The 18,702-nt window shown below is 42.3% G+C and carries 19 protein-coding genes and 1 pseudogene; 16 read left to right on the top strand and 4 right to left on the bottom strand.

Annotated elements, in window-relative coordinates; all coding sequences use genetic code 11:
* Positions 1-195: 195 nt before the first annotated feature.
* The 14 genes and pseudogenes from CLOL250_RS12255 (at position 196) to CLOL250_RS12195 (ending at position 12,284) form a co-directional block, all read left to right on the top strand.
* The gene (locus CLOL250_RS12255) at positions 196-1,983 is read left to right on the top strand and encodes a hypothetical protein (RefSeq protein ID WP_008402871.1); all 1,788 of its coding nucleotides are present in this window, start codon (positions 196-198) and stop codon (positions 1,981-1,983) included.
* Between the two features lie 78 nt (positions 1,984-2,061).
* Positions 2,062-2,700 carry a hypothetical protein gene (locus CLOL250_RS12250; RefSeq protein ID WP_008402870.1) on the top strand — a complete coding sequence of 213 codons (639 nt, stop codon included), beginning with the start codon at positions 2,062-2,064 and terminating at the stop codon, positions 2,698-2,700.
* A gap of 162 nt (positions 2,701-2,862) precedes the next feature.
* Positions 2,863-3,963: an FAD:protein FMN transferase gene (locus tag CLOL250_RS12245; RefSeq protein ID WP_044946185.1), complete on the top strand. Its 1,101-nt coding sequence runs from the start codon at positions 2,863-2,865 to the stop codon at positions 3,961-3,963.
* Positions 3,960-4,325 carry a NusG domain II-containing protein gene (locus CLOL250_RS12240; protein WP_008402868.1) on the top strand — a complete coding sequence of 122 codons (366 nt, stop codon included), beginning with the start codon at positions 3,960-3,962 and terminating at the stop codon, positions 4,323-4,325. Before CLOL250_RS12245 ends, CLOL250_RS12240 begins: the two co-directional genes overlap by 4 nt.
* Positions 4,326-4,447: 122 nt before the next feature.
* Positions 4,448-4,936, top strand: a complete 489-nt coding sequence (locus CLOL250_RS12235; RefSeq protein WP_274922290.1) for a Gx transporter family protein — start codon at positions 4,448-4,450, stop codon at positions 4,934-4,936.
* A gap of 96 nt (positions 4,937-5,032) precedes the next feature.
* Positions 5,033-6,358, top strand: a complete 1,326-nt coding sequence (gene rsxC, locus CLOL250_RS12230; RefSeq protein ID WP_044946183.1) for an electron transport complex subunit RsxC — start codon at positions 5,033-5,035, stop codon at positions 6,356-6,358.
* Between the two features lie 11 nt (positions 6,359-6,369).
* Positions 6,370-7,305 (top strand): annotated as a pseudogene (locus tag CLOL250_RS14280) (RnfABCDGE type electron transport complex subunit D); the annotation flags it as partial.
* Positions 7,306-7,347: 42 nt separating this feature from the next.
* On the top strand, positions 7,348-7,959 hold the full coding sequence (locus CLOL250_RS14275; protein WP_243104387.1) for an RnfABCDGE type electron transport complex subunit G: 612 nt from the start codon (positions 7,348-7,350) through the stop codon (positions 7,957-7,959).
* Positions 7,959-9,362 (top strand): electron transport complex subunit RsxE, encoded by a 1,404-nt coding sequence (rsxE, locus tag CLOL250_RS14430; RefSeq protein WP_008402864.1) that lies wholly within the window; start codon positions 7,959-7,961, stop codon positions 9,360-9,362. The genes CLOL250_RS14275 and rsxE overlap by 1 nt, the downstream gene beginning before the upstream one ends.
* The gene (locus CLOL250_RS12215; protein WP_008402863.1) at positions 9,362-9,934 is read left to right on the top strand and encodes an electron transport complex protein RnfA; all 573 of its coding nucleotides are present in this window, start codon (positions 9,362-9,364) and stop codon (positions 9,932-9,934) included. The genes rsxE and CLOL250_RS12215 overlap by 1 nt, the downstream gene beginning before the upstream one ends.
* A gap of 12 nt (positions 9,935-9,946) precedes the next feature.
* Complete coding sequence (locus CLOL250_RS12210; RefSeq protein ID WP_008402862.1) at positions 9,947-10,738, top strand: RnfABCDGE type electron transport complex subunit B; 792 nt, start codon at positions 9,947-9,949, stop codon at positions 10,736-10,738.
* A 140-nt stretch (positions 10,739-10,878) separates the two neighbouring features.
* Positions 10,879-11,127, top strand: a complete 249-nt coding sequence (locus CLOL250_RS12205; RefSeq protein ID WP_008402861.1) for a YlmC/YmxH family sporulation protein — start codon at positions 10,879-10,881, stop codon at positions 11,125-11,127.
* 56 nt (positions 11,128-11,183) lie between these two features.
* Complete coding sequence (nrdR, locus tag CLOL250_RS12200) at positions 11,184-11,651, top strand: transcriptional regulator NrdR (RefSeq protein ID WP_008402860.1); 468 nt, start codon at positions 11,184-11,186, stop codon at positions 11,649-11,651.
* A 12-nt stretch (positions 11,652-11,663) separates the two neighbouring features.
* Complete coding sequence (locus CLOL250_RS12195; RefSeq protein ID WP_008402859.1) at positions 11,664-12,284, top strand: YigZ family protein; 621 nt, start codon at positions 11,664-11,666, stop codon at positions 12,282-12,284.
* Between the two features lie 258 nt (positions 12,285-12,542).
* On the opposite strand, the gene CLOL250_RS12190 is transcribed toward CLOL250_RS12195, so the two are convergent.
* The 4 genes from CLOL250_RS12190 to CLOL250_RS12175 are packed head-to-tail and all read right to left on the bottom strand — an operon-like array spanning position 12,543 to position 15,627.
* The gene (locus CLOL250_RS12190) at positions 12,543-13,574 is read right to left on the bottom strand and encodes an ABC transporter permease (protein ID WP_044946181.1); all 1,032 of its coding nucleotides are present in this window, start codon (positions 13,572-13,574) and stop codon (positions 12,543-12,545) included.
* A gap of 21 nt (positions 13,575-13,595) precedes the next feature.
* Complete coding sequence (locus tag CLOL250_RS12185) at positions 13,596-14,714, bottom strand: ABC transporter permease (RefSeq protein WP_008402857.1); 1,119 nt, start codon at positions 14,712-14,714, stop codon at positions 13,596-13,598.
* A 24-nt stretch (positions 14,715-14,738) separates the two neighbouring features.
* A complete protein-coding gene (locus CLOL250_RS12180; protein WP_008402856.1) occupies positions 14,739-15,377 on the bottom strand; it encodes an ATP-binding cassette domain-containing protein in 639 nt (212 codons plus the stop codon).
* A 1-nt stretch (position 15,378) separates the two neighbouring features.
* Positions 15,379-15,627: a hypothetical protein gene (locus tag CLOL250_RS12175; RefSeq protein ID WP_446714958.1), complete on the bottom strand. Its 249-nt coding sequence runs from the start codon at positions 15,625-15,627 to the stop codon at positions 15,379-15,381.
* A gap of 303 nt (positions 15,628-15,930) precedes the next feature.
* On the opposite strand from CLOL250_RS12175, the gene CLOL250_RS12170 reads away from it, so the two are divergent.
* Positions 15,931-17,640 carry a S1C family serine protease gene (locus tag CLOL250_RS12170; RefSeq protein WP_008402854.1) on the top strand — a complete coding sequence of 570 codons (1,710 nt, stop codon included), beginning with the start codon at positions 15,931-15,933 and terminating at the stop codon, positions 17,638-17,640.
* 245 nt (positions 17,641-17,885) lie between these two features.
* A complete protein-coding gene (locus tag CLOL250_RS12165) occupies positions 17,886-18,560 on the top strand; it encodes a PIN domain-containing protein (RefSeq protein WP_008402853.1) in 675 nt (224 codons plus the stop codon).
* Positions 18,561-18,702 lie beyond the last annotated feature (142 nt).

The raw sequence follows: 18,702 nt of genomic DNA, 5'->3' as shown, positions 1-18,702 counted from the left end.
AACATTATATCGGTGTGTCAGGAAATAAGCAATATCCAATGAAATAGATTTTTAATAAACGGGTCCGATTTTCACATAAAATTTAGAAAAAGGTTATGCCATAAAAATTGACTGACAAGGGAATAAAATGGTATCATAATAGTGTATTTTTGTGCGTTTTTTACGGGTGAAGTTATTTGAAAAGCAGGTGGTTACATGGAACGTAATAATGAGTCTTTTGCACTGATCAGTGACAAAGATATTCAGGAATTGAATGATGTAAGAACGAAGCTGGAACAGACATTGATGACGAAGCTCAGAAATGCCGGAATCTATTTTCACAGCATGTCGAGAGTAAAGACACTGACGTCATTACAGCGTAAGTTAGATACAGGAAAATATGGCACGGGAAAAGATGATAAGAAGATACAGGATCTGATCGGTATCCGTATTAATTTATTTTATACAGAAGATATCAGGATCAGTGAAGCACTGCTCGAAGACACCTTTATGGTAGATAATTGGTCAAAGACAGCATGGGAAGAGAACCGGTTTGAAGCCCAGAAGTGCAATGGTGTATTTAAGATCCCAAGCAAATATCTGATCAATATATCCGATCAGTTGTGGGAGCAGCCGTTTGACCGGACCTTTGAGGTTCAGCTCAGAACGGTTCTGTTTGAGGGTTGGCATGAGATCGAGCATGAGATGCGGTATAAGTATAAAATGGATGAAGGCTTCGATGATAACAGAAGCAGTCTGTGGGACGGACAGGAGAAGGATGCCCGCATGATGAACAGTATTATCGCAAACCTAGAGCTGTGCGACTGGTCAATCGTGCAGATCTTCGATAATCTGGCCAGAGACCAGTATATCAAGAAAAACTGGGAAAATGCGATCCGAAGCAAATACCGGTTAAAGATTACACAGGATAAGATCAAGCCTGAGGTCCGTGCATATTTTGATGAACATCCCGAGGTGGTAGAGAAGTTCTGGGCGGTATCCAAGCAGCAGCTTGTAAATATTCTGCTGAATAAAAAATATCAGAAGGTATTGTCGCCGAATAGGGTAATCTACCTCATTAATAAAGAAGTGGTAAATGACGAATTCATATCAGCACAGCTTGACAGAGAACAGTTCGGCAGGGTGTTGAACAAGGAGATCAAGCAGGAGATCCGGCCGCTGGTATCGGATCTGGTATTTGACCAGACGATACGGATACGGGATGACGGATTTGACCGGGCAAGTGAGATCATATACGAATGGGCGTACCAGCATATCTCCCTGATATTTGGACAGATGCCAAAAAAAATGGAGTCTGTTTCTTATGAAGTGATGGGGTATAAGTTAAAGGTTGTTGCAGAGAAGGAATATTTTCTAATGGATATGCAGACGATCAGCAATGAAGAAGCCGGTATGATCTGGCATGTGGTTGCAGAACTCCGAAAAGAAAGCGATGGATTGTATCTGACCTGCCGTCATATCTGTGAGAATATCTATTCCAGAGAGCGTCGGTATAATCGACCGAAGTTTATGCGGGATATATTTAATCAGGTCGGATTCCTGGATGCGGGTGTATTTATGGATGAAGACACCGAAGCGGTTCCGATATCCGCGGGCCAACTTAAAAATCTTCTTTCGCATGATGGTAGAAGCCTTCCGGTGATCCTTGTAGATAAGCCGGAGCAGATTCCGGATTGGGCGCAGGATTTTGACGGATATACGATCAATGCAGAGGTTCTCTGTAAATCATTAGCCGGTATCTGTCATGTGTTCCTGGGAGATGAGAGCTGCATCAGCCGGATGCAGGAGATCTATGGAAATGAAAGTATTGATGGTGCAGTGTTCTACTGGGGCAGAGACGACGAAAGCCCTACGATATTTACACAGGAAGCTATCCGCAGAGCCTGTTTTGAGGAGGTAAATCACAGCGTCGATGAAGACGAGGAATACGAGAAAGCTTTCCGATATCGACTGCGAGAACTGGTCTGTCAGGAATTCCATTAAAAACCGGGTTGCAAAGATCAGAAAATGGATGTATGATTTGAGCGGAACAAATTTGAATGAAGTGGAGACAATATACAAATGGAAATCAGAGATATAAATGAAATACGGTCAGCGATTAAGTACATGGACTACAAGCCTGTAATGCTGGCAAAGTTTTATGATATTAAGAGCTTATTGTTCAAGGAGATCTTAGAGAACGAAGACTATTACAAGGTTGCCAGCATATTACCGAATCCGGGAAATGACAACAAGATTGTAAAATGTGTCAACATTCTGGATAAGAAATATATGGCAGGACGTGAAGTTGTAGACTGCACGAAGACACCGGGAGCAATACCGGCCGAAGCAGCAGAGGTTCTGAAAAGCATTCGTGCGACGGAAGATCCTGTATCCGTAAAGCTTTCCTTCGGTAAAGAAATGAAAGCTGAGGTATATATGAATATTCCAAGAGGTAACAGCCTTACGATCTCAGATATGACGATCACACCGGAGACAGAGCTCACAGTGATGAATCTGTATAATACATATTATACAGAGGGCTTTACACTTGCACTTCACTTTGATGATTTTGCAGTTGCAATCGAGCCATCTGCTTTAGACGGAATTAAGGGTCAGGGTGATGTATTTGTCTATGTGATGACGAAGAATGCCATTTATAAAGATTTTGGAAGCAGATATTTTGATGTAGCTGCGATCCTGAAATATTACAGAGGATAGAAAAAGCTGCGGAGCGAGGAGCTTTGCGGACAGAGACAAAAAGAGAGCTGGAACCGTGGTCGGCAACAGCTCTTTTTATTTACACGGGTGATGTTCCTGTGAATAAGTTTGCAAAGTGCGTTTAAGCCTGTAGTGGCTGTTATATATGGAGGAATAAATGCTTTGAAGAATAAACTTGCATTATTATCAGGCATATTGTGTATCGGGCTGGTAATTGCGTTTATCTTTTATACCGGAAAGGATAATCAGAAAAAAGAAGGGTATACGACGACCGGATTTGCCATGGGAACCGCAGTTACGGTATCGGTCTATTCGGATCAGGGCAGACAGGATGCGGATGCAGTGATTGACTGTGTAAGCAGACTGGAGCGTGAACAGATCTCATGGCGGATAGAAGGCTCAGAGGTATACCGTGTGAATCATGAATATAAGGCAGGAGAGCCTTATGAGATAAGCTATGACCTTGCATATGCGGTCTTACAGGAAAGGAAGGTAAGCGAAGCGGGGGATGATCTGCTGGCACTCACGATCCGACCGTTAGCATCCTGCTGGGGTATCGAAGACGGAAAGAAGCAAGTACCGGAGACTCAGAAGATAGAAGAAGCCTGTTCGGCAGTTGACGATTCGAAAGTGCATATCGTAGATGAACAGGGGAAAGAGCTGACACAGGTAAGTGATCTTTCAGAGAATGGAACATGGTATGTGCTGTTTGATGAAGCAGGCTTAAGCCTTGATTTCGGTGCGATGGGAAAAGGTATTGCCTGTGACCGGGTGGCAGAAAACCTTGAAGAAAATCAGGTGGAAGGCGCTTGTGTGGCAGTCGGCGGCAGCGTCTTATGCTACGGCACAAAGCCGGATGGTTCCGGTTTCCGGATCGGTATTCGAGATCCGAGAGGAACTGAAAATGATATGATGGGAACCATAGAAGTCCGGTCAGACAAGCATCCGGTCTATATATCAACATCCGGAGATTATGAGAAGTATTTTATTCAGGATGGAAAACGGTATCATCATATCTTAAATCCAAAGACCGGATACCCGGCAGACACCGGAACGATATCAGCGACAGTGATCTGTGAAAGCGGAGCATTAAGTGATGCCTTATCAACGATGTGTATTCTGCTTCCTGTGGATCAGGCACTTAAGCTTGTAAAAAGCTTTGACGCAGATGCGATTCTGATTGATGAGGATAAGAATATACATATGACAGAGCAGGCAGGAAAACAGTTCACGATAACAAATGGAGACTATAAAGTAAAATGATAAAAAAAAGAGATATCATTCTGGCACTTATGATGATCCTTTTAGGAATTGTTGGTTATGGAGTTATCCGGCTGGGTCAGAAAAAAGGCAGTCAGGTTGTTATATATGTAGATCAGAAAGAAATCGGCAGATATGATCTGGATACAGATACCACGAAAGAGATTCAGACCGCAAAAGGAACGAATACGCTGGTGATAGAGAATGGCATGGCGTATGTAACAGATGCAGACTGTCCGGATCAGGTATGTATTCGTATGGGGAAGATATCGAAGACCGGAGAGAATATTGTCTGCCTGCCGCATAAGCTGGTGATTCAGGTGGAAGGTGATGTTGGACAGGAATCAGAATATGATAATCGATAAGATCCGTTCATAGTATAGCAGGAAAGGGATAATAGAAAGAAAAGATGGGCCAGAAACAAAAAACTTCCCAAAAAAAATCTACAAATAGAAAGAGACAGAAAAAGACGCACAACAGCGCAGGAATGATAGCACAGCTTGGAATGTTTATTGCGGTTGCAATGGTGTTTTCATATATCGAATCCTTTATCCGAATCGATATCGCGGTACCGGGAATCAAGATCGGACTTGCCAATATTGTAACTATTGTAGTGCTGTGCAAGCTTGGACTTGCGGATGCGGTTTTGGTATCCGCGCTCCGTATCTTCCTGTCGTCTTTATTATTTGGCAATTTTACCGTTATGATATACAGTCTTGCCGGAGCAGCAGTCAGTATGCTGTTTATGTGGATCTCCGTTAAACTCGGATTCTTTTCAACAACGGGAACGAGTATTCTTGGAGGTGTCGGACATAATGTCGGTCAGCTTATCGTTGCATATCTGGTGATAAAGAATCAAAATATCCTGATATATGCTCCGTTTTTACTGGTCTCCGGAACGATCGCGGGAGTTCTGATCGGTCTTGCGGCAGCATTTGTCATACGGGCGGTTGGCGGTCAGATTGGCAAGTTTTAGGGTTGTTTTTGACCCTGTGAAGTATTATTATATGATTAGTTTTTCTCGATAACAGAGAATGAATTGATAAGAATAACGAGAGAAAGAGGTATGCAGATGGGTTTATTAACTTTTTCGGGTGGTATTCATCCATATGAAGGCAAAGATCTAACAAAAGACAAGCCTGTCAGAGAATATCTTCCAAAGGGAGAGTGTGTTTATCCGCTCAGTCAGCATATAGGTGCACCGGCTGTTCCGATCGTAAAGCGTGGCGACCGTGTACTGGTAGGACAGAAGATTGCAGAGGCGGGAGGATTTGTTTCGGCAAATATCCATTCTTCAATCTCAGGAACGGTAAAAATGATCGAACCGAGGATGACAAATGGCGGTAATAAAGTAAATTCAATCGTAATAGAGAATGACGGTTTATTTGAAACGATTGATTTCTCTGAGAATGTGAGAGATCTCTCTACACTCTACAGAGAAGACATCAAGGATATGATCAAGGAGGCAGGTATCGTCGGAATGGGTGGTGCAGGTTTCCCATCTCATGTAAAGTTGTCGCCGAAAAATGAAGATGATATCGAATATATCATTGTAAACGGTGCGGAGTGTGAACCGTATCTGACATCTGATTACAGAAGAATGTTAGAGGAGACAGAAAAGCTGATCCTTGGACTTCAGATCTGTGTAAATCTGTTTGATAAAGCAAAGGGAATTATCGCGATCGAAGACAATAAGCCGGAAGCGATCGCAAAGATCTCCGAGCATCTGGCTGATAACGATAAGATCGAGGTAAAGGTCTTAAAAACCAAATATCCACAGGGCGCGGAACGTCAGTTGATTTATGCAACGACAGGAAGATATGTGAATTCCAAGATGCTTCCGGCAGATGCGGGCTGTATCGTACATAATACAGATACGATCGTTTCCATCTATGAAGCGGTGATCGAGGGTAAGCCACTGTACACCAGAATCGTAACGGTTACAGGTGATGCTATCGTTAATCCATGTAATCTGCTGGTTCATAATGGTACAAGCTGTCGGGAGATCATAGAAGCAGCAGGCGGTTTTAAGGATGGCAAGCTGCCGGAGAAGATCATTGCGGGTGGACCTATGATGGGTAAAGCGATGTTCTCACTCGATGTTCCGGCAGTAAAAGGACTGTCGGCACTTCTTTGTATGACACATGATGAGGTTCAGGACTGGGAGCCATCTGCATGTATCCGTTGCGGAAGATGCGTGGATGTCTGTCCGGGAAGAATTATTCCGTCAGATCTTGCAAAATATGCAGAGCATGGCAATATAGATGCATTCTTAAAACATGATGGTATGGAATGCTGTGAGTGTGGCTGTTGTTCTTATGTATGTCCTGCCAAGAGACATCTGACACAGACAATAGCAGGAACTAGAAAGAACATTCTGGCAAGTAAGAAGAGGTAGGAGGTGGAGACATGGAAGAAACAACATTGAAGATTTCCGCATCTCCGCACGTCAGAGATCGGAAAACGACATCATCCCTGATGCTGGACGTAATCATTGCGTTACTGCCGGCGAGTGTGTTTGGTGTATATAATTTTGGAACAAAAGCATTTGTGCTGATCTTAACCTGTATAGCATCCTGTATCTTTTTTGAATGGGGTGTGGAAATGCTCCTGCACAGGAATAGTACTGTAAAAGATTTCAGTGCAGTCGTAACAGGCCTGCTTCTGGCATTGAATCTTTCACCGGAGGTTCCGGTATGGATGGCGATACTCGGAAGCGCATTTGCTATTATTATAGTGAAGCAGTTATTTGGTGGTCTGGGTCAGAACTTTATGAATCCGGCACTTGGAGCCAGATGTTTCCTGTTAATATCATTTGCGGGAAAGATGACTACATTTACATATGATGGAGTCACAACAGCGACCCCACTTGCGATATTAAAGAGTGGCGGAACAGTAGATGTATTAGATATGTTTATCGGAAGAATCGCAGGTACGATCGGTGAGACATCTGCAATCTGTCTGTTGGTCGGTGGTTTATATCTGATTATTCGTAAGGTGATCAGCCCGATCATCCCATTCGTTTATATCGGAACATTTTCTGTATTTATATTCCTGTATTCCCTTGCTTCCGGTATGGGCTTTGAGCCATTATATCTGGCAGCGCACCTTTGCGGTGGTGGTCTGATGTTAGGTGCTTTCTTTATGGCGACCGATTATGTGACCTCACCTATTACGAAGAAGGGCAAGGTTGTATTTGGTATTATCCTTGGACTCCTGACCTTCCTGTTCCGAATCTATGGCGGATCGGCAGAAGGTGTATCCTATGCGATCATTATTTCGAACCTTCTTGTTCCGTTGATCGAACGGTTTACACAACCGAAGTCATTTGGTAAGGGTGCTGAGCTTCAGAAGGAAGAAGGCGGCTCGGTAGCAGACGGTAAGAAGATGGATAAGAAGTCTATCGTGATCGCAACGGTAGCGATCCTTGTCATTACACTTGTTGCCGGCGGTGTGCTCGCATATGTACAGCAGATCACAAAGAAGCCGATCGAGCAGGCAGAACAGCAGGCAAAGGAGGACGCATACCGGGAAGTATTTACAGAGGCGGATAACTTCCGGACGGTAGATGGCTTCGACAGTGAGACTGCAGCTACATGGCTTTCGGATAAAGGCTATAAGGCAGATATAGATGAGGCAGTAATTGCCTGTGATAAAGACGGAAATGCACTTGGTTATGTATTTGTTATTACATCCCATGAGGCATATGGCGGAGATCTTCAGCTTGCCCTTGGTGTGGCAGAGGATGGAACTACAAACGGTATCTCCTTCCTGTCATTAAGTGAGACAGCAGGCCTTGGTATGCAGGCAGATACAGATGAGTTTAAATCACAGTTTGCAGGAAAAAATGTAGCACAGTTTAAATATACAAAATCCGGTGCAGCATCGGATGAGGAGATCGATGCATTAAGTGGTGCGACGATCACGACAAATGCAGTTACAAATGCAGTAAATGCAGGACTTTCCTATGCAGATTATCTGAAAGGAGGAGCAAACTAATGGGTAAATGTACAGAACGTTTATACAATGGTATCGTGAAAGAAAATCCAACCTTTGTACAGATGCTTGGTATGTGTCCGACACTTGCGGTTACATCATCAGCGATCAACGGGGCAGGTATGGGACTTTCTACGACCTGTATTCTGGTATTAAGCAATGCGTTTATCTCACTACTTCGTAAGGTGATACCGGAAAAGGTCAGAATACCATCTTATATTGTTATCATTGCTTCCTTTGTAACGGTTATTCAGTTTTTAATGCAGGCATATCTGCCGTCCTTAAATGACAGTCTTGGAATCTATATTCCACTGATCGTAGTAAACTGTATTATTCTTGGACGTGCAGAGAGTTATGCTTCTAAGAATAAAGTCCTTCCGTCAATTTTTGATGGACTTGGAATGGGACTTGGATTTACGATCGGTCTTACTCTGATCGGCATGTTCCGTGAGCTGATCGGAAAAGGTTGTGTATTTGGATTTCAGATTATCGGAGAAGGCAATCTCCTTCAGAAGACATCAGGAGCAGGAAAAGCAATCGGAGATGTGCTTGCAGCATATACGCCGATCACAATCTTTGTACTTGCACCGGGAGCATTCTTTGTACTTGCTTTTATCATCGCAACGATCAACAAGAGAAATGCGAAGAAGGCAGCAAAGGCACTTGCAAATGGAGATGAGATCCCTGTAAGCTGTAAGCCGGAAGCCTGCATGGGATGTGCAAACATCATGTGTGCCGGAAGAAAGGCTGCAATGCAGGATACTCAGGCTAATGCACAGACAAATGCCGGCAAGGCATCCGTCGCACAGACGCCGACAGCACCGGTACCACAGTCGAAAAAGGTTGTGATCCCGGATAAGATAGCAAAGAAGCCGGTAGAGCGGGAAGAAGGACAGCAGGCACAGCAGGCACAACCAGTGCAGTCGGTACCATCAGCGCAGCAACCGGTTCAGGAGATGCAGTCGGCACCGGTCGTACAGCAGACTGCTACTCAGAGTACAATGCAGCCGCAGATGGCAGCTTCATCAGAGCCTGAGATGACAGTTCCGGTATCACAGGAGCCACAGATACAGGCAGCACAACCAGCGCAGCAGCCGGTTCAGGAGAAAACAGCGTCAACTGTACAGCAGACTCCGGTTCAGGTGGCGAAAGAGATGTCTGACAGACCGAGAATCCACATCCCGGTAAATCTGAACAGAGTACCACATGCAGTTGTACTCTCAGAGACAGACAATCCGGTTTCAGAGTCAGAGAAGGCGGAAGCCGTATCGGAAGAATCCGATACGGTGGACACATCAAAGCTTGTAAGACCGGATGTTGCAAGTGCAGATCAGGTAAACAAATATCAGGAATTTGATGAAAAATCTGCAGATAAAAAGAATAAGAAAAGGGGAGGTAGAAAATAATGCATATTTTATTATTGGCAGTTGGAGCAGCCCTCGTAAATAATGTAATATTAAGCCAGTTCCTTGGACTGTGTCCTTTCCTTGGTGTATCAAAGAGTGTAAACACAGCGACCGGTATGGGCGGAGCCGTTATATTTGTTATGACGATCGCTTCAGCAGTAACGAGTATTGTTTATTATGGAATCCTTTCTCCGTTGGGATTGGATTATCTGAATACGATTGTGTTCATTCTTGTAATAGCGGCATTGGTACAGTTTGTAGAGATGTTCTTAAAGAAGAATATGAAGTCTTTATACGAGTCACTCGGAGTATACCTTCCATTGATCACAACAAACTGTGCAGTTCTTGGTATCGCACTTTCGAATGTGCAGAATGAATATACGATTTTTGAGAGTATTGTAAATGGCTTTGGTTCAGCAGTAGGTTTTGCGATCTCAATTACGATCCTTGCAGGTATCCGTGAGAAACTGGAATACAGTGATATTCCGGAAGCGTTTAAGGGTACTCCGATCGTTCTGATCACATCAGGTCTGATGGCAATAGCGTTCTTTGGCTTTGCCGGATTGATATAAGGAGGGATCGTTATGGATATTACAACAATTCTGATCGCAGTTGCAGTTGTAGCAGGCGTTGGTATTATCATTGGTGTTCTGCTTGGTGTAGCTGGTGAAAAGTTTAAAGTTCCGGTAGATGAGAAGGCAGTTATGGTGCGGGAACTTCTTCCCGGAAATAACTGTGGTGGATGCGGATATCCCGGCTGTGATGGTCTTGCAGCAGCCATTGCAAAGGGTGAGATGCCGCCATCTGCATGTCCGGTTGGAGGAACCGCCGTTGCAGAGGCAATCAGTGCAGCACTCGGCGTAGAGAATACAGCAAGCACCAAGTATGTAGCCTTTGTCAAATGCGCAGGTGACTGTGAGAAGGCAAAGGATGTTTATGATTACGTTGGACCAAAGACCTGTGTTCTTGCACAGAACAGTCCGAATAACGGACCAAAGGGCTGTACATATGGCTGTACAGGATATGGTTCCTGCAAGGCTGTTTGTGAATTCGGTGCGATTGATATTATAGATGGCATTGCAGTTGTAAATGAGGAAAAATGTAAAGCGTGCGGAAAGTGTGTAGATGTCTGTCCAAGACATCTGATCGAGCTGGTTCCGTATGATGCCCCTCATCGTGTCAGATGTAATTCAAAGGAAAAAGGAAAAGAAGTAAAGGCAGTTTGTTCAGCGGGTTGTATTGGCTGTTCACTCTGCGTCAGATCCTGTGAATTTGATGCGGTATCGGTAGATCAGAACCTCGCACATATTGATTATGATAAGTGTACCCATTGTGGCGCATGTGCCAGAAAGTGTCCGGTCAAGATCATAAGCTGATCAATGTGAGCGGATTCAGAGCCTGACTGCTGTGACTGATTCATAGGCAGATCGGTGCAACCGATAATTTATATGTCTAAATATATTCTCTGTTTCATATTATGATACGGAAGGTGGATTTTGTTGAAAAGGGAATATAGATGAGGTTTTGTGAATTAAAAGAAAAAGAAGTAATAAACTGCAAGGACTGCCAGCGACTTGGCTTTGTTGCAGATATTGAATTTGATCCCTGCTCCGGAAGAATTGAGACGATAATTGTTCCTGAGCAGGGAAAAATTTTCTGGTGCTTTGGATCTTGCGAGGAGTATCGCATTGATTTCTGTAATGTAGTAAAGATCGGGCCGGATATTATTTTAGTTGACATTCCTCCCCGAATATGTAAAAGTTAGTAGCAGAAAGAATAGAGGGGATAAAATGATGTTCCCTGATTTACGGAGGCAAAAACATGAGATGTCCATTTTGTTATGTTGATGATACAAGAGTTATAGATTCCAGACCGGCGGATGACGGCTGTTCGATCCGAAGAAGAAGACAGTGCGATGCCTGTGGCAGACGTTTCACAACGTATGAAAAGGTTGAGACGATCCCGCTTATCGTAATCAAAAAGGATAAGAACAGAGAAACCTATGACAGGAAGAAGATTGAATCCGGTATCATAAGATCCTGCCATAAAAGACCGGTATCAGCGGAACAGATATCCAAATGCATCGATGATATCGAGAACGAGATCTTTAATCTGGAAGCAAAAGAAGTAGAGAGTACGACGATCGGTGAGATCGTTATGGATAAGATCAAGGATCTGGATCAGGTAGCTTATGTAAGATTTGCTTCTGTATACAGAGAATTCAAAGATGTGAATACATTTATGAATGAGCTGAGCAAATTATTATCGACAAATACTGACAGGAAATAGACAGGAACAATCATGGTAGATTCTTATAATACAATACTGACACCGGGCACCGATGAGATCGTTGAGAAGAAATCCAGATTTATCGGTTATGCACAGCCGGTTTCTTCGGAAGAAGAAGCGTATGCATTTGTCGAAAGTGTCAAGAAGAAACATTATGATGCACGACACAACTGTCATGCATTTGCGATTGGAAAAGAGAATACCCTCTATCGTTTTTCAGATGATGGAGAACCGCAGGGAACCGCAGGAAAGCCGATATTAGAAGTGATATCGGGAAATCAGGTAACAGATATCTGCATTGTGGTTACAAGATATTTCGGTGGTACTCTGCTTGGAACCGGAGGACTTGTCCGGGCATATACAGAAGCTGCTAAGCTTGCCCTTGCAGACGCCGGCATTCACCAGGTGCAGCGCATGAAGCTTATGGATATCACCTGCTCCTATAATGATTCCGGCAAAGTACAGTATCTCTTATCAACAAATGAGATTAGTATAGAGAATACAGAATATGGTGCAGATGTAACTTTCCATACAGCAGTTCCTGTCGCCGATGTAACAATGATCGAAAAAAAGATTACGGAAGCAACAGCAGCCCGCGCTGTCATAGACGAAAAAGGCGAGAAATTCGTATAAACAGAGCTCATTCTTTTTGCGCCAATTAATTTAAAGCAAATATAAAATAAGCTTGCCTGTGACGCTATATGATTAACTATGACATTTGTATAAGTTTCGTTATGAGCCTTGCACTGGCTGTCAGCACCAAGCCCATGTTTGAACCCGAAAGGGTGAGTTTGGGCGACTGCTGACAAATATGCTGTGCGAGACGAATAGAAACGATACAACATCATAGTTAATCATATAACGTTACAGGCAAGCTTATTTTTGTTTCCCCTAAAAAAAGGTCGGCGGAAAGAGGTAGGACAGATACCGCAGGATCGGCGCATAATCCTCCAGATGCAGGAAGATCGGCGAGAAGATCAAAGTGCAGATTACAAGAACCGGAAGAGCCGATACAAACGGCTTATAATGTCGGAAGATAAGCAGACAGATAAAAGTGAACAGCAGACACAGCAGTATATATCCGAACATCTTTAACAGAAATGGCAGGATGGCTTCCGGCTGCTCATATAAGTAGAGCGTAACTACACTGACCAGCCATACCGGTGTTATATTAGCAAGAATACCGGTCAGACAGAAACGCAGTCTTTTCCGTTTGGATACTCTGTCATAGATGTGTTCATCCTGATCCTTCAGATAGACCAGCAAACCGACCAGAGAAGATAAGAACAGAAGAAAACCGGTAAATTCATGAACCGGGAACAGATCTACGCGGTCGGTTGTTCCGTGATAGGCTCCTGTATTATTGACAGATAACCGGAAGACAGAATCACTGTTCATATAATTTCTGTATTGATCTTCCAGATATGACTGGAAAGGACTCCGATAAAAGTCTTTTGTGGCAGAATTCGATTCCAGATAGTTGACGGCAATAGCCGGCGAGAAAGCATCCAACAGCCGGTCAAATAATGTTTCGGAAAAAATTGCCTGGAACATCGAAGATGGGGAAGTGTATAAGCGGATGTGGCAGTTCTTGATATCATGTATAAATGCGTCAGAAAACCCATTGTCAAACGCAAATCCACAGTCATATCGCCCGGATGCAACCTGATCCTTTAATTCCTCCATAGAACTGCATTTCTCGAAAGTAAAGCAGTCCTGATGTCCGGAGAGCTCCTGCTCCACCTGTGCCAGGTAACTGTTTGATTCTTCCATATAATATCCACAGATGAATACCGTGCTTTTTTCTTCCACCGGCAGATTTTTTATATAGAATGCCGTGAACGGAATGATCAGCAGCAACAGAAGATTGATGAATTTTTTTGAAGTCCGTTTTAACAGGATTCTGTATTGACGTAACAGCATAAGCAGTTGTCCTTTCATCGATTAATGGTAAAAACCATTACATAAGTGGTTTAACAGTTGATAATACGGGGTATGTTCAGCAAAATTCTGGATGAAGTCAGGCAGAAGTCTGACCGGAACAATACCGCCTCCGATATAAGCCAGTAAGAAAGCTGTCAAAAATAACAGCAGGCATGCCCCGGAATATCCGGTTGGCAGATACCCGATCAGCAGGATAACGAATCCGATAAACAGGATCGCGGGTATTCCGGCAAAGAATCCCGATATATGAAACTGCAAAGGGGTAAAATGACCGATCGTACCTCCGGTCATACAGCTAAAGAACAGTATCGTATAGATCATAAATAATGTGATCGTAAGTGTCAGATATTGACTGATTATAATATGCGCTCCGGTGATTCCGTGAAGCTTCAGACGAAGACGTAATGTATCAGAATTCCCTTTTATAAAAGATAAAAAGACGATTCCGCTGAAGAACAGCAGAAGCAGCAGCCCGGATACTATATAATACTGATAAGGGGTATAAGCTCCGGTAAGCTGTAAGTCTTCTCTGATATAAAGCTCTGTTCTGGATAAGACATAATCCATGTAGAGATTATCGGCATCCGTTGCGATTTGTTCTAGTGCGGTATCCGGAAGCCTCATTTGATATGCCCCCTGATAAATGATCGTAGTTGCAGCCTGTGCAGTAGCAAGCATTGATGAGGTGGATTTGAATACCTCATTTAGAGTGTAAGTATCTAAAGTACCATCCTGATTATAAATGACCGTGATCGGATTGTCCTCTCCGTATATAATGCTGTTGATGATATTATCGGGAATGATGATCAACGCCTTGATTTCGTCGTTTTCAAGCATCTGTCTGCCGTGATCTTCGGAAGCTATCTCGATGAAACGGCAGGTAGTCCGGTAGCTGTCCATTTCACTTACCATAGAATATGCCATCTTGACATAAGGAGAAGAAGCATCGGCAACCAACCCGACATTGACCGGTTCGATGGTCTGTTCATTATATAATAACCGGTTTGACAGCAGAACGACGACAGAGAGTCCGACTGCCAGAATGAGAGTGATCAGGACAAGCGGAAGAAAACGCTGTTTTATTCTTTTAAGGTCTGTTAGAAATAATCGAAAAAACATAAGAACATTCACATCCAATCTGAATCAGGCACGAAGCATGGTCGCATAATCGGTACCTTTTGCTTCCTGTAGTAAACCATCCTTTAAGATATAGATGCGATTACAGATGGAGAGCGCATCTTCTTCATGTGTTGCAACGATAATGCTGCCACCATTTCCGGTATATTCCTTCAGATAGTCCAGAATTCCTTTTTTACAGAGGAGATCTAACGCAGCAAGTGGTTCGTCCAGTAATAAAAGATCCGGCTGCTCCAGCATACAGATAGCAAGGCTCAGACGTTTCTTCATACCACCGGACATTGTACTTACCTTCTGATGGAGAAAAACATCTACACCGAGTCTTTTTAAGATAGAGAGGCTGTAGGTGCTGTTTAGCTCGGTAGATCTGCCGGAGTACCAGAGCTTCAGATTATCCAGACCGGACAGCTCCGGAATCAGTGGATTTTCCTGTGGAAGAAAGCTGACCGTTTTATCCGGTTCGTCAAAAGAATAAGTGCCATGATCCTGTCGGAGTCCGCCGGACAGAATACCAAGCAGCGTTGATTTTCCGGAACCGTTGATTCCCAGAAGTCCGATACATTCACCGGGTGCAACTTGCAGGGAGATATGATTTAGTACCATTTTCTTTTTATAATTTTTCCCGATATCATTTACAGTAAACATATTAATAATCCTCTTCAATAATCTGAAAATCCAGATAGTCGAATTCGATCGCTTCTACGAAATTATCATGATCGAAACGTGTTCTTGCGTGGAGAATAAAATCATTTTGATTTTTCTTCAGCCAGATCGGCTTTGCCAGATCAAATTCATAGCACATTTCCTCTAATGCTTTATATACCTTTTTTGTTCGTGTCAAAGATGCATCATCTATACAGACAACCGTATCCTTTACCAGGTGGTTATCCTTCATTATTTTACCCCATACTCGGAACATAAGTTAAAACCTCAATTTCTATATAATATATGTAAAAATATTGTATACCATAAAAATCATTCTGTAATCTGTCATTAAAAACTGTATTTCAATTTCCATATGAAGTCAAGCATAAATAGATGTAAGTTGTTCAAATTTTTTATACACGAAAAACACATTTCTTCTACATGGAAAACACACTTCTTACACAATTACAGATTATAGTATAACCTGTAAATAAGAAAGAGAGCAGTAAACAAAAGAAAGCTGCTGTTACATAGAAAGAAAGGATGATTGATTATGGATGAGAATTTTAGAGAAGAACAGGATTGTCAGTTCGACTCAGAAGGTCAGACACAGGAACAGACACAGACAGCTTCCGAACAGACGACTGAACAGATGAATATGCAGAATGAGAACAGCTCCTATAGACAGACCTATGGAAGCAGCAATGCATATGGACAGACCGGTTCAGGACAGAATACAAATGCATATAACCGGCAGAACTCACAGAACAGCATGTATCATGGAACTCCGGGACAGAATATGTATTTTGGCGGTGCATTTTACTCCAGTAATCAGCATGCAGGATATAACAGCCAGACCGGCTATACATCAGCTTATACGAATCCTTCAGGAAATACAGCACAGGGTACAGGTGCTTCCACGCAGAATGTGACAGGTTATTCCGAAAATGTTAATAAAGCGATGCAGAAAGCTGCTGAGAAGGAAAAGAAAAAATCAGAAAAAATGGTACGCTCAGCAAAGAAGAAAGCAGATAAAAAAGCTAAGAAAGAAATGAAGAAAACAAACGGTGGAAGAAGTACAGGAAAGAAGGTGGCAACGACTATAGCTGCGGCAGTTGTCTTCGGACTGGTTGCAGGCTGTGTCTTCCAGGGTGTCCGGTATGGCAGCGATAAGTTCTTAAAGAAAGAAAAGCAGACGGTTCAGATCGGATCAGATACAACTACAAGCTCCGCTTTGCTCGATGCAAATGCCTCCGGAAGCACCGGTGACGGCAATGTAGCAGATGTAAGTGCAACTGTAATGCCATCCATTGTATCCATAACAGGAACATATGTAACAACATATCAGTACTGGTTTGATACCTATGAGCAGGAGCAGTCAGGAGCAGGCTCAGGTATCATAATCGGAAAAGATGAAACAAACCTTTATATCCTGACGAACTATCATGTAGTAAAGAACGCAAAAGAATTATCAGCAGGATTTATAGATGGTGAATCAGCCGGTGCAGAAGTAAAAGGCTATGACGAATCAAATGATGTAGCGGTTGTAACCGTTCCGTTAAAGAAGATCAAGGACGACACATTAAGTCAGATCAAAGAGATCACGATCGGTTCATCCGAGAACTTAAGAGTCGGAGATCCATGTATCGCCATTGGTAACGCACTTGGATATGGACAGTCGGTAACAGTAGGATATATCAGTGCTCTTGACCGTGAAGTTAGTGTAGATGACGGAACTGTAAAGGTTCTTCAGACTGATGCAGCTATCAACCCTGGTAACAGTGGTGGTGCTCTTGTAAATATGAAGGGCGAACTGATCGGTATGAACACAGCGAAATATGTAGACAGCACAGTAGAAGGAATGGGCTACGCACTTCCTATATCCGATATACAGGATATCATCAACGATATTCTTGCAGGCAAGAGTACAACCAAATCAGGATCAACATATCTTGGTGTAACCGTTAAAAATATCACATCTGAATATGCAGAAGGACTGAATATGCCGGAAGGAGTATATGTATATTCGGTAAGTGAAGGATCTCCGGCAGAGAAATGCGGACTCCTTACAGGTGATATCATTGTAGGTATTGATGGAAATGATATTTCAGACAGTACAGATCTTCAAAGCCAAATAGCAAGTGGAAAGGTTGGCGATGAGATCGAGATCGAATTCTACAGAAATGAAAAAGGTGAATATGTTAAGAAGACTGTAAAAGCAACGCTGGAAGCAAAGACAGAAGATCTGACCCAGAATAACTAATTACAGGATGGATAATTAAGAGGTAATAAGTTCAGATAAAGTGCAGTAATTGAACAAATAAATGCACTTTATCTGAACTATTTTTTATGATAGGAAACCATTAGTTAGCAAGAGTGGGTCGATAAGCAGGAGAATATTTACATGATAAAATGAACTGTGCTAAACTAAAAAATAACGGGTACTGATTTCGGATTAAAATATATGAAAAGGTAAAGAAGTAAATATTTAAGAAGGAGAAATCATATATGGGAGATGATTCAGATAAGAAAGAAATTTATAAAAGATATTTTTTTGTAGATTATGAAAATGTTAACAGAGATGGGATGAACGGAATTGTAAAATTATCAGACAAAGACTGTGTCCGTGTATATTATAGTGATGCGGCTGAAACTCTTACATTTGGATTGCATAGGCGGATACAAGTATCACAGGCTGAATTTGAATATATAAAGATCCAGATACCAATAAAAAATGCTGTGGATTGTCAGATATTATTTGATATAGGAAATTTTATACGTGAGAATAAAAATGCGGAATATTATATTGTTTCAAAAGATAGTGATTTTGATAAAGCGATAGAAGGATTGAAAAACAGAAAAATTAAAATAAAAAAGATTGCAGATATAGCGAAAAGAAATGAGGATCCTGTTGAAAAACAGGTGAAGAACAATACTGGACAAACAAAGTTGAAACAGACTGTTGATAATGAGAAAAGGGAAGCACAGGTGCGCTCCTTCTTTGGACAACATTTTAAAGAAAAAAAGTATGTTGAACAGAAAGAGAAAATAATACAGGTTATAGTGGAATCGAAAACAAAGCAAGCTGTGAATAATAATCTGATGAAATTATATCCAAATGAAACTGTACATGTTATATATAAGAGAATTCAGCCTTTGATAAAGAATTTGCCGGGCAGATAGAAGAGAATAAGAGAACTCAAAATTACTTATTATGAAAAAACACAAAAAATGTCAAAAAAAGTGTTGACATCTGACGTCTGATTTAGTATTATATCAACTGTTCGCGGTACGGAACACCGAACGAACAAAGATCACAACTTAC

The sequence above is a fragment of the Clostridium sp. L2-50 genome (assembly GCF_000154245.1).
In the GTDB taxonomy this organism is placed as follows: Bacteria; Bacillota; Clostridia; order Lachnospirales; family Lachnospiraceae; genus Coprococcus.
This window is presented reverse-complemented; position numbering and strand designations above follow the sequence as displayed.